Origin of the sequence: Paraburkholderia sp. CI2 (assembly GCF_014201055.1) — a bacterium.
GTDB lineage: Bacteria > Pseudomonadota > Gammaproteobacteria > Burkholderiales > Burkholderiaceae > Paraburkholderia > Paraburkholderia tuberum.
The window spans coordinates 149,883-175,487 of record NZ_JACHDL010000001.1 but is presented as its reverse complement, the minus strand read 5'-3'; the positions used below and the strand labels follow the sequence as shown (position 1 = coordinate 175,487).

The following is a 25,605-nucleotide window of genomic DNA, read 5'->3' as shown; positions in this document are numbered from 1 at the left end:
TCTCCTGAAGCGGAATGTCGGACTCGCCACGCGTCGAAAATGGTCGATTTGGCGATCAGAGCTTCACGCCACCGGCCTCGGGCGCATCCGACGAACCCGCGGGAATGTCATCGGCGCCGAGGTCGTCGCGCCTCGTATAGACGTCGCCGCCCCAGTACGGTTCGCTGCCGTAGTACTGATGCACGGTGGTGGCCCACGTCTGATCCGCCATCGATGGCCAGTGATCCTTATCAAATCCCGGTGCGTTCTTCACGCGCTCGGCCACCATGTTCAGCACGAAGCATTTTTCCTGCGTATCGAGTGTCAGCGCACTCCACGGAATCGCGAGCAGCTTGTCGCCGATGCCGAGAAAACCGCCGCTCGACAGCACCGCATACGCGACGCGGCCCGAACGCACGTCTAGCATGATGTCCTTGATCTTGCCGATGTGCTCGCCGTCGCTGCTGATAACCTTGTTGCCGTCGAGCGTAGCCGCGGCCATTACATCCGGACCTGGGCCTTCCGCGGTCGCGGCGCCTTTACCGACGATGTTCGCACCTTGTGTCTGGGTCTGCATCACCATGATGGGCTCCTTTTGAAGGGGTGAATGTACCGAGGCATTTAGCAACGGCCGTTCCATCTAGCCATGCGGCGCCGTTACGCCGTGGCGCGCGGCGGATCCGCGCGACGAGGCAGCGCGCGCGTAAAGGATGCGAGCGCGTTTGCAATTATTTCGTCCGTGCCGACGCAGCGCTGATCAGCGAAGCGCGATGCGCGGATGCGACGACTGCATCGCGCGGCATAGGCCTTGCTCGACTCTCAGTGATGGCAGCAGGGAACCGAAGGATCGCACCCGTCCTTTTACTTCAGGGAGAACCCAGATGAGCAAGTATCCGAAGGCATGGCTGTTCGCGGCATGTGTGGTCGCGTCGGGCGCCGTCGCGTCGGGCGCCGCGTTCGCGCAGGCGGGCGGCGGTAACGGCAATAGCGGCACCGGCGGCGGCAACGCGCATGGCGCGGCGACCGCGGCGCCGACGGCGGGCAACGAGCCCGCGTCGAATGTCACGGGCAGCACCATGGGATCGACTTCGTCGATGAAACATCATCACAAGAAGTCGAAGGCAAACAATCCGATGACCGATACGACGAACACGCCCGGCGCCAATGCCAGCAGCGATACGAAGGGACAGTAACGCTGGATCGATGCGGGCGCGGCCATGCACCTGTGCGTTCGTCGTAACGCGCCGGCGTCGATTCAGCGCTGAGCCCGTCACTGGGCCCTTGGTTTCGGTTCGGATGCCATTTGCCGCGCAGCGCGCCGCGTACGAACGCGTGCCGTGGCTCGCAAATGTGCCGCGGCGCTTTTGTCTTTCGCGGCGGAGGCATTCTTGCGCACCACGCGCGACTTTTTTAGCAGACTCGTCAACGAACCGTTGATACTGTCGTGGACCGACGACTCCCGCGTCTTGCGTCCTTTGCCACCGGATGCGCGCGCGAGTTTCGCCGCACGCTTTTCCGCCTGCGCGAGCAGCACCGCAAAGGCCACTTCATCTACCTTGAGTCCGCGGCGCGATTGGCCTGGCGCGAGGCTCTGCAACTCATCCGCCTCGAACGCGCCGATGATCGCCGGGTGGATATAGCAGCGCCGGCAGACGGCGGGCGTATTGCGTAGCAGCGTCGCCACTTCTTTCACGGTCGCGACGATATGACGACGCGCTTCGGCCGCGCTGCTGCACATCAAGCGGCGCAATGCCGCCAGCGCGTACACGCTGCCGGCCCACGTGCGGTAGTCCTTGGCGGTGAAGTCCGCGCCGCTTACGCGGCGCAGGTAGTCGTTGATATCCGTCGAGCCGACGCTGTGGCGCGTGCCGTCTTCGTCGAGATACTGGAACAGGTCGTGACCGGGCAGCTCCGCGCAACGTCGCACGATGCGCTTGATGTTCGGATTGTCCACTGTCACGTCGTGCTCGATGCCGCTCTTGCCGCGAAACTGGAAGCGCAATTGACCGGCCCTGATCTTCACGTGCTTCTTGCGCAGCGTCGTCAATCCGTACGAGTGGTTATCGCGCGCGTATTCTGCGCTGCCGATGCGGATCAGCGTCGTGTCGAGCAACTGCACGATGGCCGCGACGACCTTGTCGAGCGGCATGCCGGGCAGCTTCAGATCACGCGCCACGCGCGCGCGAATTTTGGGCAATGCGCGGCCGAACTCGGCCATCCGTTCGTACTTGTCGGCGTCGCGCGTTTCGCGCCAGCGGGGGTGATAGCGGTACTGCTTGCGGCCGCGTGCGTCGCGGCCGGTCGCCTGCAGATGACCGCGCGGATCGGGGCAGACCCACACGTTTTCGTACGCGGGTGGAATCGCGAGCGAATTGATGCGTTGAATCTCGTCCTCATCGACGATGCGCTTGCCGTCGACGTCGAAATAGATGAAGCCGTTCCGGTCGCGCTTGCGTGTGTAGCCGGGCCTCGTGTCGTCGGCGTGGCGCAGTCCCGGCGGCATCGGTTGGGGTGCGGTGTTGCCGTTCGCGGTGGTCGGGCTGCGTGATGTGGTCGTGGAATGAGTCGCGGTAGCCATTGTTGCAGGTAGAAGTTTCAAACCCGGTTCGAACCGGTTCGCCGGGTAGGTGCGATGTGTGCCGTGTGATCGGCGGGAAGCAAGGGGGATGCCATCGACAAGTGACCAGCGCGCTGAGGCGGAACGGTCCTTGCGGAAAAGTCGACGTGACCAACCGGAAAAGGAGCTTTCATGAGCAGCACACTCAACCCCGATGAAGAGCCGCAGCAGACCGTCAAGCAAACGTCCGGCACGACGGGCGCGCTGGGTCCCAGCGACTCGTCCGATAGCGGCAGCGACGTGGCGGGCGCGAAGCGTCACGATTTCGACGTCGATACGGAGCTCGACAATCACGCGCTCGAAGCCGGCGACGCCGCACTCGGCAGCGATACCGATCGCTCAGGTACGGGCGAGCGCGCGTCGGCCGATGGCGATTCGACGTTGGAGATGGACCGCGATATCGACACCGACCACGTCGTCGATCCGCAAGTGCCGCCGGGCGCGGAACGCTCCGACGAAGACGAAAACGACGTCTGACCACGACGCTTTTGCACGCGCGGCGGCTCGAGCTGAACGGTGCAACCGCAGCGTCGGTGCACCGCCAACTGTCAGCCCGCTGAACACTGCCTCAAGCGGGCACGTTTTTTGCTGAACCACGCTTAGCGAAGGCGCAGACCTATGCACATGCATCACGGGCAAGTGCATGAGCGCGGCGCCGCACGAAGGAGAGCACGCATGACTGATGCACTGAATGGCTACAAGGTAGCGGTACTCGCCGTAGATGGTTTCGAGCAGGCAGAACTCATGGAGCCGAAACGCGCGCTCACCGAGGCGGGCGCGACGGTCCATGTGATCTCGGCGAAGCCGGGCAGGATCCAGGGCTTCAAACACGTCGACAAGGGCGATACCGTCGACGTCGATGCGACCTTCGACAAGGCCAGTCCCGACGACTATGACGCGCTGGTGTTGCCGGGCGGCGTCGTGAACGGCGACGCGCTGCGACTGCTGCCGCAGGCGCAGGCGTTCGTCAAAGCGGTCGACAACGCGAAGAAGCCGATCGCGGTGATCTGTCACGGCGCGTGGCTGCCGGTATCGGCGGGGATCATCAAGGGGCGCACGGTGACGAGCTGGCCTAGCCTGCAGGACGATATTCGCAACGCGGGCGGCACGTGGGTCGATCAGGAAGTGGTCGAGGACGGCAATCTTATTTCGAGCCGCAAACCCGACGACCTTCCCGCGTTCAACAAGGCGCTGATCGCGCAACTGACGAAGCGCAAGGCGGCTTGATAGCGGGCGGCCGGTTGGCTTCGGAGCCTGCGCATCGGTGATTCGACAGGGAGAAAATGCATGAAATTCCGGTATTCCCTACAAGTGTTGACTGCCGCGCTGGCCGTGTTGGGCGTGAGCGCGGCATCGATCGACACGGCCCGCGCGCAGGCGAGCGATGCGCCCGCGAGCGCAGCGCCGACCGGCGGCACGACGCTGTCACCCGCGGATCAGCAGTTCGTGCTCGAAGCGTCGAAGTCGGACGCGACTGAAATCGCCGCTGGCAAGGTCGCGCTGAAGAACTCCAACGATCCGCATGTCAGGAAGTTCGCTCAACAGATGATCGCCGACCACACGAAGCTGTCGCACGCAATGGCCGGGCTGGTCGCGAAGAAGGGCTTCAAGCCGACGCCGTCCGCGGATTCCGCGCTGGTCGGCAAACTGCAGACGTTGAAGGGCACCGAGTTCGATCAGGCCTATGTCGAGCAGGTCGGCGTGGAAGCGCATCAGCGCGCGGTCGACCTGTTCCAGCAGCAAAGCGAGAGCGGCACCGACTCGCAACTGAAGGCCGCGGCCGCGCAAGCGCTGCCGACCATCAAGCATCACCTCGAGATGGCGGAGCAACTGGCCGGCAAATTGAAGGGCTCGTCATGAACGCGATCCTGCCACGGCCTGCTTATGAGGACTCTCTGATGCAGATCACTTTCCCCGATGACGAAGCGGCGTTCGACGGCGCCAATCTGACCGTGCGCTTTCTTGCGCGCGTCGATGGCGAGCCAGTGGTTTGCGCGATCACTGCCGAGGCTCTGGAAGATCATTTCGGCGCGGAGTCCGCGCTTGAAGCGGCGTTGATGGCCGCTTTCGACAGAGGCCGTCAGCGCATCCGCTCGGTCTGCGCGGAAGCGCTCGACCAGAACGACGGAGAAAGCGTAGTGTTGCATAGCGGACTGTTCAGAGTGGAAGGCATGGAACCGGATCGCGGCGCCGCGGCGTAGCGCCGCTGCGTGTCGCATTGACTGGGCGCACTGCTTCCGACTCGCGCCCCCGGCGACAGGATGGTCCGCGAGCGGCAATTAACGATAAGGAGGCCGTATGTCACTCATCGTCGCAGCACGCTTCACGACTTTTCCCGCTGCGGAAAGCGCGGCGCAAAAACTGTTCGATGCGGGTTTCGTGGAAGAGGACGTCACGCTGTTTTTCGTCAATCCGCGCGGCCAGCATGCGCGTTTCCCGATCGGCGGCGACACCGATACCGACCCCGGCGCGCGAGAAGCGCCTAAAGGCGCGGGCATGGGCGTGACGATCGGCGCGGTGATTGGCGCGGTGATTGGCGTGGCGATCTTCGCGGTGTTTTCCGCGCCGCTGCTGGTGTCGCTGATCGCGGCCGGCGTCGGCGCGTATGTCGGCTCGCTGGTCGGCGCGATGTCGCGCACCACGGATCGCGGCAAATCGGACCATCGCGTGCCGTATCACGAGGAGTCGCGCGATTCGGGCGTGCTCGTCGCCGTGCACGTGTCGCCCGACAATCAGCTGGACGCCGCGCGCGTGCTGCGTGAAGCGGGCGGCGTGTCGATCGAGAAGGCGACCGGCCGCTGGCAGCAGGGACGCTGGGCCGATTTCGATCCGCTGAAGACGCCCGAGCCGATCAAGGAATTCGTGGAGAAGCGCGCGTGATATGAGCGACGCGGCATACGAACAAAAAACGGCCCGGTGACGATCATCGGGCCGTTTTCCGTTTTCCGTTTTCCGCGCTGTTTCCACGTCGCGCGACACCCGCGGTTGCCGCGCATCGCGCGGCGGCTGCGATCGTTCGAGCTGCCTTTCGCTACGCATCGGCTCGCGCGAGGTGCCGGGCACGCGTGATGCGTGCTATCGAATGCAGCCCGCCGCACGTCGAACCGCTTCATCGCGAGGCACATAAAAAGGCCCGCGCGGCGGATTCCGCGATGAACGAAACCCTTGGAGGTATTGAATGGCTACCAACGTTGTTTCCGTATTGAATGATCTGGTCGAAACGTCGAAGGATGGCGAAAAGGGCTTTATGAAGGCAGCCGAGGATGCGCACGACGACCAGCTGAAGATGCTGTTCCGTTCGAGTGCCGAGGACTGCTCGCGCGGCGCGCGTGAGTTGCAGGATGCCGTTCAGACTCTGGGCGGCAAGCCCGAAACCGGCGGCAGCATGAGCGGTGCGCTGCATCGCGGCTGGGTCGACGTGAAATCGGCGGTAGCGAATCGCAGCGACCATGCGATTCTTGCCGAGTGCGAAAAAGGCGAGGACGTCGCGAAGAAACGCTATCACGACGCGCTGGAGAAGGATTTGCCGGCGGACGTGCGGGCAATCGTCGAGCGGCAGTACCAGGGCGTGCTGCAAACGCACGACCGCGTGCGCGATCTGCGCGACCAGTATACGGCGATGAAGCGCTGATCGACGCGTCAGTGCAATAAGGAAGAGCCGGCTCTACCAGCCGGCTCTGTTACGTTCTGTTCAGTCGAATCGGTGCGACCCGATCGCGCGGATATCAGTCAGCCGCGACCTTCAGATGGTTCTTCACACTGGTCACGCCCTTCACGCTTTGCACGACATCTTCGGCGGCGGACTTGTCGTCGGCCGAAGGCACCGAACCCGTGAGCCACACGACGCCCTTGCGGGTCTTCACGTGGATATGCGTCGATTTGACGTTCTTCGCGGCAAGCAGATCAGCCTTGACCTTGGTCGTGATGGTGCCATCGTCGATATGCTGGCCGACGCTTTCCGACGCCGCGGGCGGGGCCGAAGCGCTGGTCTGGGCGTTCGCGTTCAGCGCGAACGCGACGACGGCGATGCTGCCTGCGGTCTTCAGAAGCTGGATCGTCTTCATGGTTCTCTCCATCAGGTGGTAATGAAAATGGCGGTCTTGTTGGCCGGTGGCCGATCGCGGCCGAAGCCGCTGATGAGACACGTGGGGTCGTCGCCGCTACGGTACCGTCAGGGGCCCGTTTCTCGACACCGGACGCTGTACTCGCATCCGCGCTCGATCGAGGCGTTTGCGAAGGGCGGCGTCCGTCCACACACCGTTGCTCCGCAACCATCGTGCCTGCCGGCTGCGAGCCAATCCGTGCCGCTCGCGAAAGCCGCATGCATCGGGGAGTTTCGACTGACGAATACGGTTGCAGTGCGGCCATGCGCGAGGCCGCCGGAGAGGTGAAGAAAGGGACCGGAAATTGCCTGCCGTTTGTAAAAACCGGCGCGCCCGGTCAGGGCAATTCATCCTCCTGAATAAACAAAGCGCAATCAAAACAGCGTCTTGCGCGATCTGGTACGGACGTTGCGTTGGTCAGTGAACTCGGCTCGTTGAGTCTGAGGCTACTAACGAACGGGATCATTCCAATGCCTTCAATCGAACTACGTACAAGGCAGTCTCTCGCACTGACCCCTCGTCTTCAGCAGTCGGTGCGGCTCTTACAATTGTCGGCTCTCGAGTTCCAGCAGGAATTGCGCACGGCGCTCGATACCAATCCGTTCCTCGAATACGACTCATCCGAAGCGGAAGACGTCGCGCTCGCCGGCACGACGCCAGGCGAGGGTGAAGACGCCAACGCGCCGCCCGCCGTCGATACGCTTGCCGCCGCCGAGCCGGACGGACTGCCGGCGGAAAGCGCCGGTAGCGATACGCTCGAAAGCGCGGGCCAGGACGACATGCCCGCCGATTTTTCCGGCGACTACGGTTCGCGCAACTCGACGCGCCAGAACGGCGACGCGGACGGCAGCGACCCGGGCGATTGGGCTCGCTCGCAACCCACGCTGCGCGAGCAGTTGCACGACGCGTTGCGCCTGTACCGGCTAGACGACCGCGATCGCGCGGTGGCCCGTTTCATCATCGAGGCGCTCGACGACGACGGCTATCTGCGGCAATCGCTGGCCGACCTGGCCGATAGCGTCGATCTGGAACCCACGCTAACCGAGGAAGAACTGCTGGTGGCGTTGCGCCTCGTGCAGGCGCTCGATCGTCCGGGGCTCGGCGCGCGTTCGCTATCGGAATGCCTCGCGCTGCAGATCAATGCGCTACCCGCCAATACGCCGGGACGTGACGTCGCGCGGCAGATCGCCGAGCATCATCTGGAAAGGCTCGCGCGCCGCGAGCAGGCCGAGTTGCAAAAACAGATCGGCTGCAGCGCGGAGGAATTGCGTGTGGCTTGCGCGTTGGTGCGCAAGCTCGATCCGAAGCCCGGCAATTGCTACGGCCGCACCGAGGACAACTATGTCGTGCCCGACGTGATCGTGCGTCAGGTGCGCAACAAGTGGGTCGTGTCGATCAATCCGGCGGTGCAGCCGCGGGCGCGAATCCATCGCATGTATGCGCAGCTATTCGCGCAGTCGGCCGGCGCGAGCCGTTCGCCGCTCGCGCAGCAGCTGCAGGAGGCGCGCTGGCTGATCCGCAACGCGCAGCAGCGCTTCGATACGATCCAGCGGGTTGCCGAATGCATCGTCGCGCATCAGAAGGCGTTCTTCCTGTACGGCGAGATCGCGCTGAAGCCAATGGTGCTGCGTGACGTGGCTGACGAGCTGGGCCTGCACGAATCCACAATCTCGCGCGCGACGGGCAACAAATATATGGCAACGCCGCGCGGCATCTTCGAGTTCAAGCATTTCTTCCCGCGCGAGCTCGGCACCGAAAGCGGCGGAACCTGCTCGGCCGCCGCGGTGCGCGCGCTGCTCAAGGAGATGATCGCCGCGGAAAATACGCGCGATCCACTGTCGGACGTGACGCTCGCGAAGATGCTCGCGGATCAGGGCGTGCTGGTCGCGCGACGCACGGTGGCGAAATACCGGCATCTGATGAAGGTGCCGCCGGCTGAACTGCGCCGGCAGCTTTGACGCGCCGAAGTCTTAACGGGGGTTTGAAGCAAAACAGTCATTCAAACAGCAGTACATTGCGCACAGGGTCATGCGAGGTTATCCGCTCGCATGACCCTTTTTCGTATCTGGACGTTTCGCCGGCGTGCCTTTACATTGGCGGGTCAATTGGAAAGAGATCGGCGGAACGGATCGCACAACAACGGGTGAGCGCAATGAAGTATTCGAATCTGGTCGAGCGACTGCAAGGGCGGCGCACGTCGGCGTGGGAAATTCATCGGGTCGCGCAGCAGGCGGCTGCCAGGGGCGAAGACGTGATCGTGCTGAGCGTCGGCGATCCCGAGTTCTCGACGCCCGCGCCGATCGTCGAGCGCGCCATCGATGCGTTGCGGGCCGGCGACACGCACTATACGGCGATGGCCGGTCGCGAGCCGCTGCGCGCCGCGATCGCCGCCGAGCACGCGCGCACGACGGGCTGCGACGTGAGCGCCGCCAACGTGGTGCTGACCGCCGGCGCGCAAAACGGCGTGTTCGCGGTGTCGCTGTGCCTGCTCGAAGCGGGCGACGAAGTGATCGTTCCCGAGCCGATGTACCTGACCTACGAGGCCTGCGTGCGCGCGGCGGGTGCGACGCTCGTCGCGGTGCCGGTCGATCCGGCGCGCGCGTTTCACGTCGACTGCGACGCGCTCGAAGCGGCGATCACGCCGCGCACGAGGGCGATCTTCTTCGCGACGCCGTGCAACCCGACCGGCGTGGTGATGCAGCGCGCCGATCTCGAACGCATCGCGCGGCTCGCGTGCAAGCACGACCTGTGGGTGCTGTCCGACGAGGTCTATGCGGAACTCACGTTCGAACGCGATCACGTGAGCATTGCGTCGTTGTCCGGCATGGCGCAGCGCACGGTCACGCTCGGCAGCCTGTCGAAGTCGCATGCGATGGCGGGGTGGCGCGTCGGCTGGGCAATCGGGCCCGCGACGCTGATCGAGCACATGGCGCGGCTCGCGCTCGCGATGCTGTACGGCCTGCCGGGTTTCATCCAGCAGGCCGCGTTGACGGCTTTGGAGAACAGGGCGGAGATCGTCGCCGATATTCGCGAGATCTACCGGCGGCGGCGCGACGTCGTGTTCGAGCGCTTGCATCGTGTGCCGGGCTTGCGGTGCCTGTTGCCCGAAGCGGGCATGTTCATGATGGTCGACGTCAGCGGGACCGGGCTCGATACGACCGAGTTCACATGGCAGCTGTTTCGCGCACAAGGCGTGGCCGTGCTCGACGCGAGTGCGTTCGGGGAGACGGCGAACGGCTTCGTGAGGTTGGGGCTGGTGGTGGGCGAGGATCGATTGATCGAGGCGTGCGAGAGGATCGCGCGGTTCGTGGAAGGGGGGCGGGGCCGAGAGGGCGGTGGGTTGTAGATTGCGACGATCCGGTCGCTGGGCACCACGGCCAGCCGAAGGTGGCTGGGCAGTGCGTTCGGCGCGGCTTACTTTTTCCTGCGCACGAATTTCAGGCCGAAGCGCACCAGCCGAGGCATCGTTTCGGGCCGCAACAACCGTGGATCATACCCAGCAAATCGCCGCTCATTCTCCTGAAGACACAGTTGCATCAATTCGGGCACGCTGATATCGACATCCGTTACCGACTGCGCGCCGTTTACCGTGAAGTTGTTATCGTGCTCATGGACGTTGCCGTCAGCATCCATCGCACGTGCGAGGCCAATGCGCTCCCACACCAGAAACGCCCACACACCCGCCACCTTGAGCTCGAAGCGGATGCGCTGCCACCATGAAAGCTGCGCGCGATGCCACGCGACCCAGTTCGCGAAGAGCAGAATATGGCGGCACTCTTCCTGCATCACCGGCTCGAATGTCTCGGTCAGTGCCGGCGGGAACAGGCCCGAGCGCCGCGCCACCTCGAACAGGCCGAACGCGAAGAAGCTGTCGATACATTCGCTATAGCCGGTCACGAGGTAAGCCCGTTCCGTGTCTTTCGGATAGACGTACGACGGCTCGCTCGCGAGCGCGATGCCATACGCATGCACCATGCGCGACAGCACTTCCTTATGGCGGTTCTCTTCCCACGCGTTCAGCGCAAGTGCGTCGCGCAGCTCCGGGGTGTCGAGCGAGGCCGCGTAGGCGGCCATGCGCAGGCGCGCCCTGCCTTCGGTTTGCACGGCGATGTCCCAGATCGGCAGATCGACGATGCGCTTGAGCGTCGCGGCTTCGAGCTGCGGCCATGCGAGCACGGACGGGCGATACGGATTGAAGGTCTCGCGAAACATGCGGCACATTTCCTGCCGGTGCACGTCGGAGCCGGGCGCCAGCGGGCCGTTGACGGTGCTAGTCCAGTGCCGCATCGCGTGGTCGGCGGCCTCGAGGGTCGAGGGGTCGGGCTGCTCGTGCGGCAGTTGCGGCGCGCGAAAGCCGGGGATCAGCGCGGCAGCGTCGAATGCATCCAGTACCAGTTGGTCCATTGGGTATTCTCGACAAGGCGACGAAGGCGCTGTCGATTCTGCCATGACTGCGCAGGTCTGCGCCACGTCGAGGAAAAAGCGCTTCGTAATGTTCGGCGTGCTGTGGCGCCGACCGTTGACGCCGCGCAAACTTGCGTCAAGAATCGAGCGCCGGGTGTGCTCCCGAACCCGGCCAGCCCGATTCCAGCGCGTTTCGACTCGTCGCGGAAAACTTCATGATTCATCGCTTCTCTTCTTCATTGCGCCGCTTGCTGACAGCCGGATTGCCGGCCGCCGCGCTGACGGTGACGCTTTCTGTCGCCGGTGTGGTGCCGTTCGGCGAACGGTGCATGGCAGCCGAACAGGCCGATGCGTCGAGCACCTCGGAAAGCACGGCAACGGGGGGAAGCACGGACGCCGCCGCATTCGCGCCGATCGCACCACGCCAGGGGCCGGAGGCGAACGCGTCGCCGGTCGGCGAACCGAGCGAGCCGCACGCGATGACGGCGCGCCCGAACGGCGAGCCGCGCAAGCGGACGGCTGCGCGTGGCGACATGCAGGCTGCATCGAATGCACCGGACTCGGCCGACGCGACGGCAACGCCTCGCAACGACAGGGCTTCGACGCCCGCGATTCCCGTGCCGCCCGAAACCACCAGCGTCACCACGCATTCGCTTCGCCTGAACGGCCGCAAGCTCGACTACACGGCGAGCGCGGGCAATCTGTTGCTGCACGACAAGACCGGCGCGCCGAACGCGAGCGTGTTCTATGTCGCGTACACGGTGCCGAGCAGGACGCCTGCGACGCGTCCGATCACCTTTCTGTTCAACGGCGGCCCAGGCGCCGGCAGCGTATTCCTGATGATGGGCTCGGTCGGCCCGAAACGCGTGCGCACCGCGAGCCCCGCGAGCACGCCGCCCGCGCCGTACACGCTCGACGACAACCCCGACAGCCTGCTCGATACCAGCGACCTCGTGTTCATCGACGCGGTCGGCGCGGGCCTGTCGAGACCGGTCGGGCATGGCACGGGCAAGGACTTCTGGGGCGTCGATCAGGACGTCAGTGCGTTTGCGCAATTCATCGACCGTTATCTGACGATGAATCAGCGCTGGAATTCGCCGAAGTACCTGCTCGGCGAATCGTATGGCACCGCGCGCGCCGCGATGCTCGCTTATCGGTTGGGGCAGAACAATATCGCGCTGAACGGCGTGATCCTGCTGTCGTCGGTGCTCAATTCCGCGGCGTTCACGCCTGGCAACGATTTCAGGAGCGAGAGTTATCTGCCGAGTTTCGCGGCGATCGCGTGGTATCACGACAAGGTCACGCCGAAGCCCGCGAGCCTGCCGGCCTTTCTCGACGAAGCACGCGCGTTCGCCCGCGGACCCTATGCGCAGGCGCTCGAACAGGGCGATGCGCTGCCCGACGACCAGCGCGACGCGATCGCCGCGCGCATCGCGTACTTCACCGGATTGGACGTGGGGTTCGTGAAGCGTAACCGTCTGCGTCTTTATCCGTCGCGTTTTCGAAACGAGTTGCTGCGCAACGAGTCGCGCAGCGTGGGCCGCTACGATGCGCGTTTCGAAGGCCTGAACTACGACGATGCATCGGAGGATCCGGACTTCGATGCGTCGGTGAGCAGCGTGTCGAATGCGTTCAATGCGGCGCTTCATCAGCATCTGTCGGACGACCTGCACTACACGCCAACCGACCGTTACCTGGTGTTCAGCGACGACGCGTTGAAGCAATGGGACTGGAAACATCGCGAATGGTGGGGCGAACGGCTGGAGCTGCCCTACGCGGGCGGCGATCTGGCTGAAGCGATGCGGCAGAATCCACAGTTGCGGGTGTTATCGCTGAACGGCTACTTCGATCTCGCCACGCCGTTCTATGCGACCGAATATGCGCTCGCGCATCTCGGCCTCGATCGGTCGCTGCGCGAGAACGTGCGCATCGCCTACTATCCGACCGGCCATATGGTGTATCTCGACGATGCCGCGCTGCACGCGATGAAGCGTGACCTCGTGAGCTTTTATACGGCGCAGCCGCGTTGAGATCGGCGAATCGTCGCACGGTGTCGAACGGTATAATTCCCCGCACCGTGGAGTAGCCGCGCGCTCTGTCAACCGGCTTCATCGTTCGCCGCTCATGCCATTCACCCCGATTCCGTCCTTCGCGCGCAAGCGCATTTCCGACGTGGTGTCCGACCAGATCAAGCAATTGGTCTCGGAGGGCACGCTGATGCCCGGCGACCGTCTGCCGGCCGAGCGCGATCTCGCGGCGCAGCTCGGCGTGTCGCGACCATCGCTGCGCGAGGCGCTGATCCGGCTGGAGGCGGACGGTTACATCGAAACGTCGGGGCGCGGCGGTTTCACGGTGGTCGACGTGACCGCGCCCATCATCTCGAAGCCGCTTGCCGAACTGTTGCTGCAGAATCCGCGCACCAGTGCCGACATTCTGGAGTTGCGCCAGGGGCTCGAAGCGATTTCGACGGTCTATGCCGCGCAGCGCGCAACCGCCACCGATCTGAAGAAAATCCGCGCGGCGTTCGAGGCGTTGAAGGCCGCGTCGCTCTCGCGCGATCGCGCGAATCTCGCCGAACTCGATGCCGCGTTTCATCTCGCGATCGCCGACTCTACGCACAATGTCGCGCTGGCGCATGTGATGCACGGCATTCATGCGCTGATTCGCGAGGGCATGCGCCAGTATCATCGGTTGATCGATTACGACGACGCGATGGAAAAGCAGTTGATGAGCCAGCACCAGGCGATTTACGACGCGGTCGTCGCACGCGATGCGCCCAAGGCACGCAAGGCCGCCGAGCGGCATCTGGCGTTCGTGCGAGAGATTTACAAGGACGATGCGACGAAGCCGTCGGCTGCGGTGATTTCCTGATTCCCTGATTTCAAGGCCCGCGCCGTCCGAATTGACACCGCCAACGGACTTTTTTATAGTCTTGGTCAGACCAACATGACCAAGACGGCCAGACAGGCCACACCGGCCACACCGGTCAACAGACATCGTTCCCGCCGCTTTTCCTGAAGAGCCTATGAAAGTCGCGCTGTTTATCCCGTGCTTTATCGACGCGTTCTATCCCGAGGTCGGTATCGCGACGCTCGAACTGCTCGAACGTTTCGGCATCGAGGTCGACTATCCGCAGCAGCAGACCTGCTGCGGCCAGCCGATGGCCAATAGCGGCGCGCATGCGGACGCCGCCGCCACGGAGCGACTATTCGCGCGCAACTTCGCGGGTTATGACTACATCGTCGGGCCGTCCGCGAGTTGCATTCATCACGTGCGCGAACATCTGACCGCGCTCGAGCAGACCGACGAAGTGAAGAAAGTACGCGCAGGCGCTTACGAACTGGTCGAGTTTCTGCACGACGTGATCGGCGCGCGCGAATTTCCGTGGGCCGAGTTTCCGCATCGTGTCGGTCTACACACCAGTTGCAGCGCGCTGCGTCATCTGAAGCAGGCGTCGGCGTCGGAAATCGCCGGCACGCCGTTTTCGAAGCCGCGCGCGTTGCTCGAAGGCGTGAAGGGCATCGAGTTCGTCAAGCCGGCGAGGCCCGACGAATGTTGCGGTTTTGGCGGCACGTTCTCGGTCACCGAAGAGGCGGTGTCGGTGCGCATGGGGCAGGACAAGGTGCGCGACCATCTGGATGCGGGCGCCGAGTACATCGTTTCGGGCGACATGTCGTGCCTGATGCACCAGCAGGGTTGCGCGGAACGCATGAAAGCCGACGCGCGCTTCATTCATATCGCGCAGGTTCTCAATGGAGCACGCGCATGAGCGGCGACCATCACCGCATCGATCACGCCAAAGCCGCGGGTTCTTTCATCAGCAAGACCGAGCATGTCGCGTTTCACGACAAGCGTCTGTGGGACCTGCGCGAGAAACGCGACGCGCAGGCGCACGGCATTGCCGAATGGGAAACGTTGCGCTCGCTGGCGTCGGGCATCAAGGAACACACGCTGTCGCATCTGGCCGACTACCTGGAGCAGTTCGCGGCGGCGGCCGAGGCCAATGGCGTGGTCGTGCATTGGGCAGCGAGCGCGGAAGAGCACAACGCGATCGTCCACAAGCTGATGTCCGGGCGCGGCATGACGACGCTCGTGAAGAGCAAGTCGATGCTGACCGACGAATGCCGGATGCGCGAGTATCTCGAACCGCGCGGCATTACCGTGATGGAAACGGACCTCGGCGAGCGCATCCAGCAGCTCGATCATCAGGACCCGAGTCATATGGTCGTGCCGGCCGTGCACAAGCTGCGCGCGGACGTGGCCGAGCTGTTCGGCCGGACCATCGGCACCGATCCGAAGAATAGTGATATCCACTATCTGGCCGAAAGCCAGCGCATGAATACGCGGCCGTATTTCGTGCGCGAGAAAACGGCTGGCATGACCGGCTGCAATTTCGCGGTGGCGGAAACGGGCACGGTCGTCGTCTGCACGAACGAAGGCAATGCCGATCTTTCGGCGAACGTGCCGCCGCTGCATATCGCATCGATCGGAATCGAGAAGCTGATACCCAAGGTGTCGGATCTCGGCGTGTTCGTGCGCATGCTGTCGCGCAGCGCATTGGGTTCGCCGATCACGCAGTACACATCGCATTTTCGTGCGCCGCGGCCGGGCACCGAGATGCATTTCATCCTCGTCGATCATGGCCGCTCCGAACGGCTCGCGATGGAGGACTTCTGGTACTCGCTCAAATGCATACGCTGCGGCGCGTGCATGAATACGTGTCCGGTCTATCGACGCAGCGGCGGCCTGTCGTATGGCGGCACCTATTCGGGGCCGATCGGCGCGATCATCAATCCGACGTTCGATCTGAAACGCTATAGCGCGTTGCCGTTCGCATCGACACTCAATGGCAGTTGCACGAATGTGTGTCCGGTGAAGATCAACATTCACGAGCAGATCTATAAATGGCGCGCGGTGATCGCCGAGCAGCACGAAGTGCCGTTCGTGAAGCAGGAGGTCCTGAAGATGGCGGGGCGTCTGCTATCGAGTCCGACCTTGTATCGCGCGACGGTGTCGTCGATGGGCAGCGCGTTGCGGCGGCTGCCGAATTTCGTGCTGTACAACCCTCTGAATATCTGGGGCCGGCAGCGCGAATTGCCGGAGGCGCCGAAGATGACTTTTCATGCCTGGTACAAAAAGAATCGCGGAGGCGGCGATGACAACGCGTGAGGCTTTTCTCGCCAAGGTGCGCGCCGCGCAACCGGCCGCGCGGCCGCGTCCCGACGTGCCGCTGTTCGAAGCGGTTGGCGGCGATCTGCGGGCGCGCTTCACGGCGGCGTTGCAAACGATGGGCGGCACTTGCGTCGAAGCGGCCGGCGCGAGCGACGTCAGCGATCTGATTCGCGAGCGTTTTGGCGCGACGGCATCGATCGCATCGGCGAGCGCCGAAGTGCCGGGCACGCGCAAGATCGGCGCGGATACGGACCCCGCATCGCTGCAGGACGTCGACGTCGGTTTGGTCCGTGCGCGCTTTGGCGTCGCCGAAACCGGCTCGGTGTGGTTTAGCGAGCGCGAATATGTGGTCAATGCATTGGGCTACATCGTTCAGCATCTGGTCGTGCTGCTCGATCCGGCGCAATTGCTCGATGGACTGCAAGACGTCTATCGTCGCGACGATTTCCGCAGGGCGCGTTACGCGGCGCTCGTTACCGGCCCTTCGGCCACCGCCGATATCGAGGGCGTACTGATTCGCGGCGCGCAGGGCGTGCGCTCGCTGACGGTCGTGTGGCTCGCGGGCTGATGCGCGGCGGTCGCAGCGCCGGACTTTGCTATCATCACTGTATAAACATACAGGTCCTGCACAAAGTCCGTGGCAACCGATGCTCGCTCAGAGATCCGCTCTGAAGCCCCTTACTACCTGCTGAATTTCGAGCGCGCGCTTGCGTGGCTCGCCGCGCGTTACGACGATCTGCTCGACGACGAAGAGCACGCTTTTCTGGAAACTTTCGCGACGTTGCCGCAGGCATCGCGTGCGCTGCTCGTGCGCATGCTGATGCGCAAGGGCATGCTGTTCCGCGCGAGCCGCCTGGCTTACGACGAAATCGGCTGTCCGTTGCAGGCGGCGATGCCGATGACGGTGCATCGCTGGATCGACACCGAGCCGGCCCTGTCTCTCGACGACCTGTTTGCGCTCAGCACGCGTGCGCAATTGCTGGACATCTTCTCGGACGCGATCGCGCGGATTCCCGGCGCAAAGGCTTTGCGCAAACCGGATCTGCTCGAAACGCTGCGCGAGTTTCATGAAACCGCAAGCGGCGACGCGCAAGCGTGCACATCGCGTCCGCTCGCCGCCTGGCACGACGCTTCTACGGACCGCGTGCTGCACGTCGCGATCGCGCCGTTGTGCGATCGCTTGCGCCTGATGTTCTTCGGCAATCTGCATCAGGACTGGTCGGAGTTCGTGCTCGCCGATCTTGGCGTGTTCCAGTACGAGAAGGTCGCGTTCGGGCCTTTGTCGCGCGCGTTCCAGCAACGCGTGGACGTCGACGTTTATCTCGCGCTGCACGCGTGCCGCGAAGCGCTCGAATGGCTACCGGTCGGCACCGACACCCCCAACCTTCACGAACTGATCGCGACCGTCCGCTCGATCGGCACCGCGAATCCGTGGCTCGAAACGCGTCGCGCGAAACTGCTGTTCCGGATCGGCCAGGATTGCGAGCGGCGCGGGCAGTGGGACACCGCGCTCGCGGTGTACGACGCGTGCGCTTGGCCCGGCGCGCGTCTTCGACGCATGCGCGTGCTCGAGCGCAGCGAGCGTTACGGCGAAGCGCTGGCGCTGGCCTCGCAGGCCGATGCCGCGCCTGAGAGCGAAGAAGAGGCGCAGCGCGTCGCCCGGATGTTGCCGCGCTTGCGGCGCAAGTGCGGCGAGCGGGTGCCGCGCGCCGCAGCGGCGAGGCCTGTGGAGCGCGGCACGCTGGTGCTGCCGAAGCCTGATACGCCGGTGGCCGTCGAGTACCTGGTGCGCGATCATTTGAGCAGCGACGCCGCGCCGGTGCACTACGTCGAGAACGCGCTGATCAATTCGCTGTTCGGCCTGCTGTGCTGGGAGCCGGTGTTCACGGCGTTGCCCGGCGCGTTTTTTCATCCGTTCCAACGCGGACCGGCCGATCTGCACGCGCCGGACTTTCACGCGCGTCGCGCCACGCAGTTCGCCGCGTGCTTCGCGCAGCTCGATAGCGGCGTCTATCGCGACACGATTCTGCGGCATCTGCACGACAAGGCCGGCATGCAGTCGCCGTTCGTGTTCTGGGGACTGCTGACGCCCGACCTCATCGCGCCCGCGCTCGACTGTCTGCCCGCCGCGCATCTGAAGCTGTGCTTCGAGCGCTTGCTGCGCGACATTCGCGGCAATCGTTCGGGCTTGCCCGACCTGATCCGGTTCTGGCCGGCCGAGCGTCGCTATGAACTGATCGAGGTGAAAGGCCCCGGCGATCGTCTGCAGGACAACCAGATCCGCTGGCTCGCGTACTGCGCGCAGCACGGCATGCCGGTGCGCGTCGTCGATGTGCGCTGGGCCGGGCAAGAGGCGCAGAGCGAAGCGGAAGCCGCGACGCAAGCCGAAGCGGAGCGCGTCGTATGAGCTACGTGGTGGCCGTCCGCGCGATGTGCGAATTCACCGCTCGGCGCGGCGATCTCGATCTGCGCTTCACGCCCGCGCCGACTTCGCTCGAAGGCATCGCGGGTCATCAGATGGTCGCCGGCCGTCGCGCGAGCGGCTATGAAACCGAACTCACGCTGACGGGCACGTATCGCAGTCTGACCGTGCGCGGCCGCGCGGACGGCTACGACGGAATCGCGAACCGGCTCGAAGAAGTGAAGACGTATCGCGGCGATCTCGCGCGTATGCCCGCGAATCATCGCGTGCTGCATTGGGCGCAGGCACTCGTGTATGGGCATCTGCTGTGCCGGGCGCGCGGGCTCGGCGAGCTGACGGTCGCGCTCGTGTACTTCGATATCGGCAGTCAGAAGGAAACCGTGCTGACGCAACAGCACAGCGCGCGCGAACTCGAAATCTTCTTCGTCGACCAGTGTGAACGATTTCTCGATTGGGCCGTGCAGGAAGACGCGCATCGCGTCGCGCGCAACGCGGCGCTCGTCGCGTTGCAGTTTCCGTATGGGCGGTTTCGGCGCGGGCAGCGCGAGCTCGCGGTGGCCGTGTATCGCGCGGCACGCGACGGCAAGCCGTTGATGGCGCAGGCGCCGACCGGTATCGGTAAGACGCTGGCGACGATTTTTCCGTTGCTGAAAGCCTGCGGCGAAGACCGGCTCGATCGCGTGTTCTTTCTGACCGCGAAGACGCCGGGCCGCGCGCTCGCGTTCGATGCGATCGACTCGCTGCACCAGAGCGCGCCGTTGCCGCTCAGAACGCTCGAACTCGTCGCGCGCGACAAAGCCTGCGAGCATCCGGACAAAGCCTGCAACGGCGAGTCCTGTCCGCTCGCGCGCGGCTTTTACGACCGTCTCGATGCGGCGCGCGCCGCCGCGTTGGCGACGCCACGGCTCGATCGCGCGGCGGTGCGCGAGGCTGCGCTCACGCACAATATCTGTCCGTACTATCTGTCGCAGGAGCTCGCGCGCTGGGCCGATGTGATCGTCGGCGATTACAACTACTACTACGACGGGAGCGCGATGCTGCATGCGCTCACGCAGATCAACCAGTGGCGCGTCGGCGTGCTGGTCGACGAAGCGCACAACCTGCTCGAACGCGCGCGGCGCATGTATACCGCGTCGCTAGATCAAAGCGCGTTCCGGCTCGTGCGCAAGAGCGCGCCGGTGGCGCTGAAGAAGCCGCTCGAACGCTTGCAGCGCGAGTGGAATGCGGTGAAGCGCACGCAGACATCCAGCTATCAGGTGTATGCGGAGGTGCCAGGTAAATTGCTGTCCGCCGCGCAGAATCTGATCGGCGCGGTAACGGATCAGCTCGCCGACGCGCCGTTGTCGATCGACGAACATGCGCTGCGAGTTTTCTTCGACGCGATGCACTTCGTCGCGCTCGCCGAGCAATTCGGTGAGCACTCGATGTTCGACGTGACATTGAGCGCCGAGCGCTACGCGCCGCGCGACAAAACCAGTGCGACGCTCTGTGTGCGCAACGTGATCCCCGCGCCGTTCCTCGCGCCACGCTATGCGGCCGCGCGTACCACGGTGATGTTCTCCGGCACGCTGAATCCGCAGCATTTCTATCGCGACACACTTGGGCTAGCCGAGGACACGCAATGGCTCGACGTCGAGGGACCGTTTCGCGCGGAGCAGTTGCAGGTGCACGTGGCCGCTCATGTGTCGACGCGCTGGCGTGACCGCGAACGCTCGCTCGCGCCGATCGTGGAGCTGATCGCGAAGCAGTACGACTCCCAGCCCGGCAATTATCTGGGGTTCCTGAGCAGTTTCGACTATCTGCAACGCGTGGTCGCGCTGCTGCGCGAGCGGCATCCCGGCTTGCCGGTGTGGGCGCAGGAACCCGGCATGGACGAAGCCGCGCGCGATGCGTTTCTCGCGCGCTTCAGGACGATGAATCAGGGCATCGGCTTCGCGGTGCTCGGCGGCGCTTTTTCGGAGGGTGTCGATCTGACCGGGCAGCAACTGATCGGCGCGTTCGTCGCGACGCTCGGTCTGCCGCAGATCAACGACGTCAACGAGCAGATGCGCCGCGCGCTCGATGCGCGCTTCGGCAATGGCTACGACTACATGTACCTGTATCCGGGTTTGCAGAAAGTCGTGCAGGCGGCGGGGCGCGTGATCCGCACCGAAGAGGACCGCGGCGTCGTGCATCTGATCGACGACCGCTTTCGCAGGCCGGAAGTGCGGCGCCTGTTGCCGCGCTGGTGGCAGGTTCGCTAGCGCCGCGCTAGCGAACCTTTACGCGCGCGACGCGCGACGCGTCACGCGTCACGCGTGCGGCGAGGTCGAGCCCGGATTGCCGGGCGTACCAGGGCCGCCGGCCGGGCTCGGATCAACCGGGATCTGGTCGTCGAGCGGCGCGTCGCCCTTGTGCGGAGCGTGGCCGTCCCCCGCGGCGTCGCCGTCCGGCCGGTCGCCATGGCGTTCGCGCGGCAGGGCCGTGTCGAACCTGGCCTTGCTCGCCGGGTCCCACGTGAGCAGATGACGCTGCGGATTCGCGATCTCGATGCCGAGTTCGCTGAAGCGCTCGAGGATGCGTCGGTTGAATTCGCGTTGCACGCCCCAGCGCGACGTATCGCGGCATTGCATCTGGCCGGCCAGCGTGATCGCCGAACCGTCGACCGCATCGACGCCCCAGAACGAGAAGTCCGCCAGGATGCCGTCCTTGAAGTTGTCGTCCGTGCGCAGCGATGCGCCGATTTCCTTCAGCGTGTCGATCGCGCGCTCGACGTCCTGGCCGAACACGATATTCACGCGCACCGCCGCGTTGCCGATGCCGCGATTCGTGTTGTTCACGGTCGACACCGAGCTGAACGGCACCGTAAACAGCGAGCCGTCGCCGCCGCGCAGCCGCACGGTGCGAATCGACAGATATTCGACGGTGCCCGACACGCCCGCGAGCGTGACCCAGTCGCCGACCTGCATCGCGTTTTCCATCAGCAGAAAGATGCCGGTGATGAAGTCCTGCACGAGCTTCTGCGAGCCGAAGCCGAGCGCGACGCCGAAGATGCTCGCGCCCGCGAGCAGCGGGCCGATGTTCACGCCGAGTTGGCTCAGGCCGGTCAGCACGACGACGAGCGCGATCACGCAGAACAGCGCGGTGCGCAGCATCGGCATCAAGGTGCGCAGACGCGCGGCGCGCACCAGATCGCCGCTGCTCGTCCAGTTATCGAGGCGACGTTCGGCCGACACGTTGACGAGCTCCCACACCACCAGCGCGATGATCGCGGCGACGGCGATCGTCGCGAGCGCCGAGGCGAGCCGGTGGCCGATCGTGCCGCTGCGGAACAGATCGATGACGTCGACGCCCCACGCCTGCAACAGCACGAGCGCGGTGACGCTGCCGATGATCCAGCCGATCACGCGCCGCAGCGCCGGATAGTATCGGTACGCGTGCTGATGCACGAGCGAGCGTGACGCTTCGTCCTGCACATGAAAGATGCGCGCGAGCGCGCCGAAGATCACGATCGACACGAGCCGTGCGCCGATCAGTATCGCGAGCGTCATGCCGCCGATATTCACGAGCGCGTGATAGCCGTTCCGTACGTCGAAGGCCCAGACGAACCACAGGCCCATCACGATGACCACGGTCACCACGGCCCACGCGTCCGCGAACGCGTTGCCGAACATCTCTAACGACTCGTGAGCGGCGAAGCGATTGCGGATCCGGTTGGCGACCGGTTTCGCGCAGCGCAGCACGAGGATCGAGATCATCACGTGACCGGCGAGTGCGACCACTTTCAGCAGCGCGAGATGCGCGGCGTCGTTCATGCCAAGCGCCTGCGCGACTTCGGCTAGCGCGACGCCGGCGCCGACCACGCTGACGATTCGGACGATCCAGCCGAGCACGAACGCGGCCCACGCATCGCCCATGCGCAGCAGCCGCAGACGCGGTGCGCTCGGCTCCAGGAAGAACGCGCCGACGATCACGACGCAGCGGCACACCACATAGACGTCGATCAGCGAATCGAGCGCGCGATCCTGCGGCGTGCCGTTGCCGGTGAAGATCGACATCAGCGCGCTCGCCGCGCCGAGGAACACCGCGATCGGCACGAGCCGCACCAGCGTGATCAGCAACGCGCGCGGCAGACGTTGCAGCAGCGTCCAGTGGTGCGTCGCGTTGCGCTTGCCTTCGGCTTCGATGGCGCGGCCTTTGGCGGATGGCGTCGCGTACGGCGCGGCCGGGCCAGTCGCGACGGCTTGCGCCTGCGCTTCGAGCACTGACGGCACCGATGACATCGGGGGCAGCGGCGGCGTGCCGGTCGGCGGATGACCTGCCGGCGCGGCGCCGGCGGCGTGCGCGGGCGGCGGTGAGTTGTCGTTGTCATCCTGCAGCGCGGCTTCGCGGCGCGCGGCGATCGCCCGATAGACGCGCCGCAGCAGCAGCCGCGCCAGCCATTCGAGCACCAGAGCGGGGATCAGCGCGGCCAGCAGCGACCACAGCACCTCGAACAGCACCGCGCGCGCGTGCGGATTGGCGAACTGCCAGTTCCACCAAGCGCGCACCGACGCGACGTCGAGCAGCGCGGCGATCGAGCCGCGCAGCGAGGTCGCGAGATAGCCGGCGTAATGCGCGCCCTCGCGCGCGAGTTGCGAGGCGAGGCCATTGGATTTGAACGCGTCCGGCACGAGCGCGGCTGCGCCGCTTGCGGCGGCGGGCGCCGACGCTGCCGCCGGCGCGGAAGCGGGCGGCGCGCTCAACGCGCCGGCCGCGGCGATCGCTTGCAGCGTATCGGCGACTTGCGCGCGGCGTTTGGGGTCGTTCAGGACAGCGAGCGCGTCGCGGGCCTGCTGAGGTGTCAGCGTGACGGCGGCGGAAGCGGGGGTCGCGGGCGTGGGATGGGCAGGATCAGGCGCGGCGGCGAAGACGGGCGCCGCGCCTGCGAGCAGAAAAATGAAAAAACAGATACGCAGAAATTTTTGCATAGGGTGTAAAGCGGGATGAAGCCAGTGCGGACGATTGTGCCGGAACATGGGCTGTTTCAGCGGGGTGACCCGGGACCGACACGGGGCGGGGCGCTGAAGTTCCTGCGGCGCAGGCCCGCCGGACGGGCGAAAGCGCCGCGAGAGCGGCGCCCGTCGGGCGGGGCGTTGACCCGACAGGATAGCCGATGATGGCCGGCAGGCCTGTCGAAGGCAGCAGAAAGCCTGCCCGGAAAGCCCCGTGGGCGGGGCGGCGCAGGAGGTAGGAGGCCGCTTGCCGGGTGGCAATGCTGGCGGCGGCGCGAGGATGTTCTCGACGACCACGCTACGTGCGGGCAGAGCACGGAAAGTCGGGAATGCTCAATCGCCGTGACCGTGCGCTGCTAAGCGTTCACTACAAAAAACGCTTAAATCCGCGCTTATGCCACTGAAGAGGTCTGGCGCTCTGCTTCGTCATCGGCATGGGGGCCGCTGCTCGCGCCGCGTCCGGCCGGCTCCTGATGCAGCCGGTTCGCGTGCATCAGCCGGTACAGCGTCGCGCGCGAAATGCCGAGTTCGGCCGCCGCATCGGACAGCTTGTAGCCGTGCCGCAGCAGCGCGTTCTCGATCGCATCCTTTTCGGCCTTGCTGCGGATTTCCGCCAGCGTGACCGCCGGGCCATTGTCAGCTTCGGGTAGGCCGAGGTCGCTCGCGGTGATGAAGCGGCCCTCGCTCATCACGACCGCGCGGCGCACGCAGTTGATCAGCTCGCGCACGTTGCCGGGCCACGGATAGTTCGACATCGCGACGATCGCGTCGCTCGACAGGCCGCGCAGCTTGCGCGCGCCGTCCTGCTTGTACATGCTGAGCGCGTAATTGGCGAGTAGCTTGATGTCGCCGCCGCGCTCGCGCAATGGCGGCTCGACGAGGCGCAGCACGCACAGCCGGTGATAGAGGTCGGAACGGAAACGCCCGTCTTCGACGGCGCGCTCCAGATCGACGTGGGTGGCCGAGATCACGCGCACGTCGACGCTGATCGGACCGTTGCCGCCAAGCCGCTCGATCGTGCCTTCCTGCAGGAAGCGCAGCAGCACCGCCTGGCATTCGTGCGGCATGTCGCCGATTTCGTCGAGAAACAGCGTGCCTTCATGCGCGCTCTCGATCCGGCCGAGCTTGCGTTGCAGCGCGCCGGTAAAAGCGCCGCGCTCGTGGCCGAACAGTTCGGCCTGCAACAGGCTCGGCGGAATCGCCGCGCAATTGATCGCGACGAACGTGCGGCCCGCGCGCGGCGAGCGGTCGTGAATAGCACGAGCGGTCAGCTCCTTGCCGGTGCCCGATTCGCCCGCGATGAACACCGGCGCATCGGTCACGCTGCATTTGTCGATGCGCCGGTAGAGCTGCTGCATCGGCTCGCATTGCCCGACCATGCCGTGGCGGCCGAGCGACGGCTCCGGCGCGACGCGCGGCTGACGCAGGCTCGACAGCCCATGCGCGTGGCCGAGCGCGAACACGAGCCGCTCGTTGAGCCACGGCTGCGTGACGAAGTCGAAGCAGTAATCGAGGATGAAACGGCTGACCAGTTCGTTGTCGGCCTGGCCCGGCACGATCTGCGCGACCCAGTTGGTTTCGACGCGGCGCATGCACAGCGCGAGCGCAGACAGCTGCTGTGACGTGCAATCTTCGGGCAACTGAACGAGACCGACCTTGATGTTGCCGCGTTCGATCATGCGTTCCGCCACGGCCGTGCTTTTTGCGTGCACGGCTTGCCATCCCGACGCGGCCAGAAACTCGACGAGTATCTGGTCGGGCGCGTTCGCCACGTACAGAACCGTGCGTTCCATATCGGCCGGCGTGCAAGTCGTAGTCATGGTTCCCCCCGTTCGATCCTCAGGACTGCCGTGCGACGTTGTGAGATTCAGGCGGCCAGTTGCTGCACTCCGGCTGCGACGCATTCACGACAGCAGCAATCACGAACAAGGGACA

The 25,605-nt window shown here is 64.9% G+C and carries 22 protein-coding genes; 16 read left to right on the top strand and 6 right to left on the bottom strand.

Going from position 1 to position 25,605, the window contains the following annotated elements; translation table 11 throughout:
• Positions 1 to 55 precede the first annotated feature (55 nt).
• Positions 56 to 562: a PRC-barrel domain-containing protein gene (locus HDG32_RS00790; protein ID WP_184062468.1), complete on the bottom strand. Its 507-nt coding sequence runs from the start codon at positions 560 to 562 to the stop codon at positions 56 to 58.
• Between the two features lie 298 nt (positions 563 to 860).
• Between HDG32_RS00790 and HDG32_RS00785 the strand changes: the two genes are divergently transcribed.
• Positions 861 to 1,172: a hypothetical protein gene (locus tag HDG32_RS00785; protein ID WP_184062466.1), complete on the top strand. Its 312-nt coding sequence runs from the start codon at positions 861 to 863 to the stop codon at positions 1,170 to 1,172.
• 77 nt (positions 1,173 to 1,249) lie between these two features.
• Here HDG32_RS00785 and HDG32_RS00780 read toward each other — a convergent pair whose 3' ends face one another.
• Positions 1,250 to 2,557, bottom strand: coding sequence for a DNA topoisomerase IB (locus HDG32_RS00780; protein ID WP_184062464.1), 1,308 nt, complete (start codon positions 2,555 to 2,557; stop codon positions 1,250 to 1,252).
• A gap of 171 nt (positions 2,558 to 2,728) precedes the next feature.
• Here HDG32_RS00780 and HDG32_RS00775 point away from each other — a divergent pair, with 171 nt between their 5' ends.
• The 6 genes from HDG32_RS00775 to HDG32_RS00750 all read left to right on the top strand — a co-directional run bounded on the left by HDG32_RS00775 (position 2,729) and on the right by HDG32_RS00750 (position 6,227).
• Entirely contained in the window at positions 2,729 to 3,073 is a 345-nt protein-coding gene (locus tag HDG32_RS00775) for a chemotaxis protein (protein ID WP_184062462.1), read from the top strand.
• 198 nt (positions 3,074 to 3,271) lie between these two features.
• Positions 3,272 to 3,823, top strand: a complete 552-nt coding sequence (locus tag HDG32_RS00770; RefSeq protein ID WP_184062461.1) for a type 1 glutamine amidotransferase domain-containing protein — start codon at positions 3,272 to 3,274, stop codon at positions 3,821 to 3,823.
• 60 nt (positions 3,824 to 3,883) lie between these two features.
• Complete coding sequence (locus tag HDG32_RS00765; protein WP_184062459.1) at positions 3,884 to 4,456, top strand: DUF4142 domain-containing protein; 573 nt, start codon at positions 3,884 to 3,886, stop codon at positions 4,454 to 4,456.
• Entirely contained in the window at positions 4,453 to 4,797 is a 345-nt protein-coding gene (locus HDG32_RS00760; RefSeq protein ID WP_184062457.1) for a DUF1488 domain-containing protein, read from the top strand. Before HDG32_RS00765 ends, HDG32_RS00760 begins: the two co-directional genes overlap by 4 nt.
• Positions 4,798 to 4,894: 97 nt before the next feature.
• Positions 4,895 to 5,476 (top strand): hypothetical protein, encoded by a 582-nt coding sequence (locus HDG32_RS00755; protein ID WP_184062455.1) that lies wholly within the window; start codon positions 4,895 to 4,897, stop codon positions 5,474 to 5,476.
• 298 nt (positions 5,477 to 5,774) lie between these two features.
• Positions 5,775 to 6,227: a PA2169 family four-helix-bundle protein gene (locus tag HDG32_RS00750; protein ID WP_184062453.1), complete on the top strand. Its 453-nt coding sequence runs from the start codon at positions 5,775 to 5,777 to the stop codon at positions 6,225 to 6,227.
• Positions 6,228 to 6,321: 94 nt separating this feature from the next.
• Here HDG32_RS00750 and HDG32_RS00745 read toward each other — a convergent pair whose 3' ends face one another.
• Positions 6,322 to 6,660: a BON domain-containing protein gene (locus tag HDG32_RS00745; protein WP_018425284.1), complete on the bottom strand. Its 339-nt coding sequence runs from the start codon at positions 6,658 to 6,660 to the stop codon at positions 6,322 to 6,324.
• 509 nt (positions 6,661 to 7,169) lie between these two features.
• On the opposite strand from HDG32_RS00745, the gene HDG32_RS00740 reads away from it, so the two are divergent.
• On the top strand, positions 7,170 to 8,657 hold the full coding sequence (locus tag HDG32_RS00740; RefSeq protein ID WP_184062450.1) for an RNA polymerase factor sigma-54: 1,488 nt from the start codon (positions 7,170 to 7,172) through the stop codon (positions 8,655 to 8,657).
• Between the two features lie 194 nt (positions 8,658 to 8,851).
• Positions 8,852 to 10,045, top strand: a complete 1,194-nt coding sequence (locus HDG32_RS00735) for a pyridoxal phosphate-dependent aminotransferase (protein ID WP_184062448.1) — start codon at positions 8,852 to 8,854, stop codon at positions 10,043 to 10,045.
• A 68-nt stretch (positions 10,046 to 10,113) separates the two neighbouring features.
• Here HDG32_RS00735 and HDG32_RS00730 read toward each other — a convergent pair whose 3' ends face one another.
• A complete protein-coding gene (locus HDG32_RS00730; RefSeq protein ID WP_184062446.1) occupies positions 10,114 to 11,103 on the bottom strand; it encodes a ferritin-like domain-containing protein in 990 nt (329 codons plus the stop codon).
• A 215-nt stretch (positions 11,104 to 11,318) separates the two neighbouring features.
• Between HDG32_RS00730 and HDG32_RS00725 the strand changes: the two genes are divergently transcribed.
• From HDG32_RS00725 to HDG32_RS00695, 7 genes are all read left to right on the top strand, one after another.
• Positions 11,319 to 13,133, top strand: coding sequence for a S10 family peptidase (locus HDG32_RS00725; protein ID WP_184062444.1), 1,815 nt, complete (start codon positions 11,319 to 11,321; stop codon positions 13,131 to 13,133).
• A 94-nt stretch (positions 13,134 to 13,227) separates the two neighbouring features.
• Positions 13,228 to 13,974 carry a FadR/GntR family transcriptional regulator gene (locus HDG32_RS00720; RefSeq protein WP_184062442.1) on the top strand — a complete coding sequence of 249 codons (747 nt, stop codon included), beginning with the start codon at positions 13,228 to 13,230 and terminating at the stop codon, positions 13,972 to 13,974.
• Between the two features lie 154 nt (positions 13,975 to 14,128).
• Positions 14,129 to 14,872, top strand: a complete 744-nt coding sequence (locus HDG32_RS00715; protein WP_018425278.1) for a (Fe-S)-binding protein — start codon at positions 14,129 to 14,131, stop codon at positions 14,870 to 14,872.
• Positions 14,869 to 16,272, top strand: a complete 1,404-nt coding sequence (locus HDG32_RS00710) for a lactate utilization protein B (RefSeq protein WP_184062440.1) — start codon at positions 14,869 to 14,871, stop codon at positions 16,270 to 16,272. The genes HDG32_RS00715 and HDG32_RS00710 overlap by 4 nt, the downstream gene beginning before the upstream one ends.
• A complete protein-coding gene (locus tag HDG32_RS00705; RefSeq protein WP_184062438.1) occupies positions 16,259 to 16,843 on the top strand; it encodes an LUD domain-containing protein in 585 nt (194 codons plus the stop codon). The genes HDG32_RS00710 and HDG32_RS00705 overlap by 14 nt, the downstream gene beginning before the upstream one ends.
• Before the next feature lie 69 nt (positions 16,844 to 16,912).
• Positions 16,913 to 18,682 carry a VRR-NUC domain-containing protein gene (locus HDG32_RS00700; RefSeq protein ID WP_184062436.1) on the top strand — a complete coding sequence of 590 codons (1,770 nt, stop codon included), beginning with the start codon at positions 16,913 to 16,915 and terminating at the stop codon, positions 18,680 to 18,682.
• A complete protein-coding gene (locus HDG32_RS00695) occupies positions 18,679 to 20,940 on the top strand; it encodes an ATP-dependent DNA helicase (RefSeq protein ID WP_184062435.1) in 2,262 nt (753 codons plus the stop codon). The genes HDG32_RS00700 and HDG32_RS00695 overlap by 4 nt, the downstream gene beginning before the upstream one ends.
• 48 nt (positions 20,941 to 20,988) lie before the next feature.
• On the opposite strand, the gene HDG32_RS00690 is transcribed toward HDG32_RS00695, so the two are convergent.
• Positions 20,989 to 23,646, bottom strand: a complete 2,658-nt coding sequence (locus HDG32_RS00690; protein WP_184062433.1) for a mechanosensitive ion channel domain-containing protein — start codon at positions 23,644 to 23,646, stop codon at positions 20,989 to 20,991.
• Between the two features lie 416 nt (positions 23,647 to 24,062).
• A complete protein-coding gene (locus tag HDG32_RS00685) occupies positions 24,063 to 25,490 on the bottom strand; it encodes a sigma-54 dependent transcriptional regulator (RefSeq protein ID WP_184062431.1) in 1,428 nt (475 codons plus the stop codon).
• Positions 25,491 to 25,605: the final 115 nt, after the last annotated feature.

Coding starts and splice junctions, on each gene's coding strand:
- HDG32_RS00790 (WP_184062468.1), bottom strand. CDS start 562: ATGGTGATGCAGACCCAGACACAAGGTGCGAACATCGTCGGTAAAGGC.
- HDG32_RS00785 (WP_184062466.1), top strand. CDS start 861: ATGAGCAAGTATCCGAAGGCATGGCTGTTCGCGGCATGTGTGGTCGCG.
- HDG32_RS00780 (WP_184062464.1), bottom strand. CDS start 2,557: ATGGCTACCGCGACTCATTCCACGACCACATCACGCAGCCCGACCACC.
- HDG32_RS00775 (WP_184062462.1), top strand. CDS start 2,729: ATGAGCAGCACACTCAACCCCGATGAAGAGCCGCAGCAGACCGTCAAG.
- HDG32_RS00770 (WP_184062461.1), top strand. CDS start 3,272: ATGACTGATGCACTGAATGGCTACAAGGTAGCGGTACTCGCCGTAGAT.
- HDG32_RS00765 (WP_184062459.1), top strand. CDS start 3,884: ATGAAATTCCGGTATTCCCTACAAGTGTTGACTGCCGCGCTGGCCGTG.
- HDG32_RS00760 (WP_184062457.1), top strand. CDS start 4,453: ATGAACGCGATCCTGCCACGGCCTGCTTATGAGGACTCTCTGATGCAG.
- HDG32_RS00755 (WP_184062455.1), top strand. CDS start 4,895: ATGTCACTCATCGTCGCAGCACGCTTCACGACTTTTCCCGCTGCGGAA.
- HDG32_RS00750 (WP_184062453.1), top strand. CDS start 5,775: ATGGCTACCAACGTTGTTTCCGTATTGAATGATCTGGTCGAAACGTCG.
- HDG32_RS00745 (WP_018425284.1), bottom strand. CDS start 6,660: ATGAAGACGATCCAGCTTCTGAAGACCGCAGGCAGCATCGCCGTCGTC.
- HDG32_RS00740 (WP_184062450.1), top strand. CDS start 7,170: ATGCCTTCAATCGAACTACGTACAAGGCAGTCTCTCGCACTGACCCCT.
- HDG32_RS00735 (WP_184062448.1), top strand. CDS start 8,852: ATGAAGTATTCGAATCTGGTCGAGCGACTGCAAGGGCGGCGCACGTCG.
- HDG32_RS00730 (WP_184062446.1), bottom strand. CDS start 11,103: ATGGACCAACTGGTACTGGATGCATTCGACGCTGCCGCGCTGATCCCC.
- HDG32_RS00725 (WP_184062444.1), top strand. CDS start 11,319: ATGATTCATCGCTTCTCTTCTTCATTGCGCCGCTTGCTGACAGCCGGA.
- HDG32_RS00720 (WP_184062442.1), top strand. CDS start 13,228: ATGCCATTCACCCCGATTCCGTCCTTCGCGCGCAAGCGCATTTCCGAC.
- HDG32_RS00715 (WP_018425278.1), top strand. CDS start 14,129: ATGAAAGTCGCGCTGTTTATCCCGTGCTTTATCGACGCGTTCTATCCC.
- HDG32_RS00710 (WP_184062440.1), top strand. CDS start 14,869: ATGAGCGGCGACCATCACCGCATCGATCACGCCAAAGCCGCGGGTTCT.
- HDG32_RS00705 (WP_184062438.1), top strand. CDS start 16,259: ATGACAACGCGTGAGGCTTTTCTCGCCAAGGTGCGCGCCGCGCAACCG.
- HDG32_RS00695 (WP_184062435.1), top strand. CDS start 18,679: ATGAGCTACGTGGTGGCCGTCCGCGCGATGTGCGAATTCACCGCTCGG.
- HDG32_RS00690 (WP_184062433.1), bottom strand. CDS start 23,646: ATGCAAAAATTTCTGCGTATCTGTTTTTTCATTTTTCTGCTCGCAGGC.
- HDG32_RS00685 (WP_184062431.1), bottom strand. CDS start 25,490: ATGACTACGACTTGCACGCCGGCCGATATGGAACGCACGGTTCTGTAC.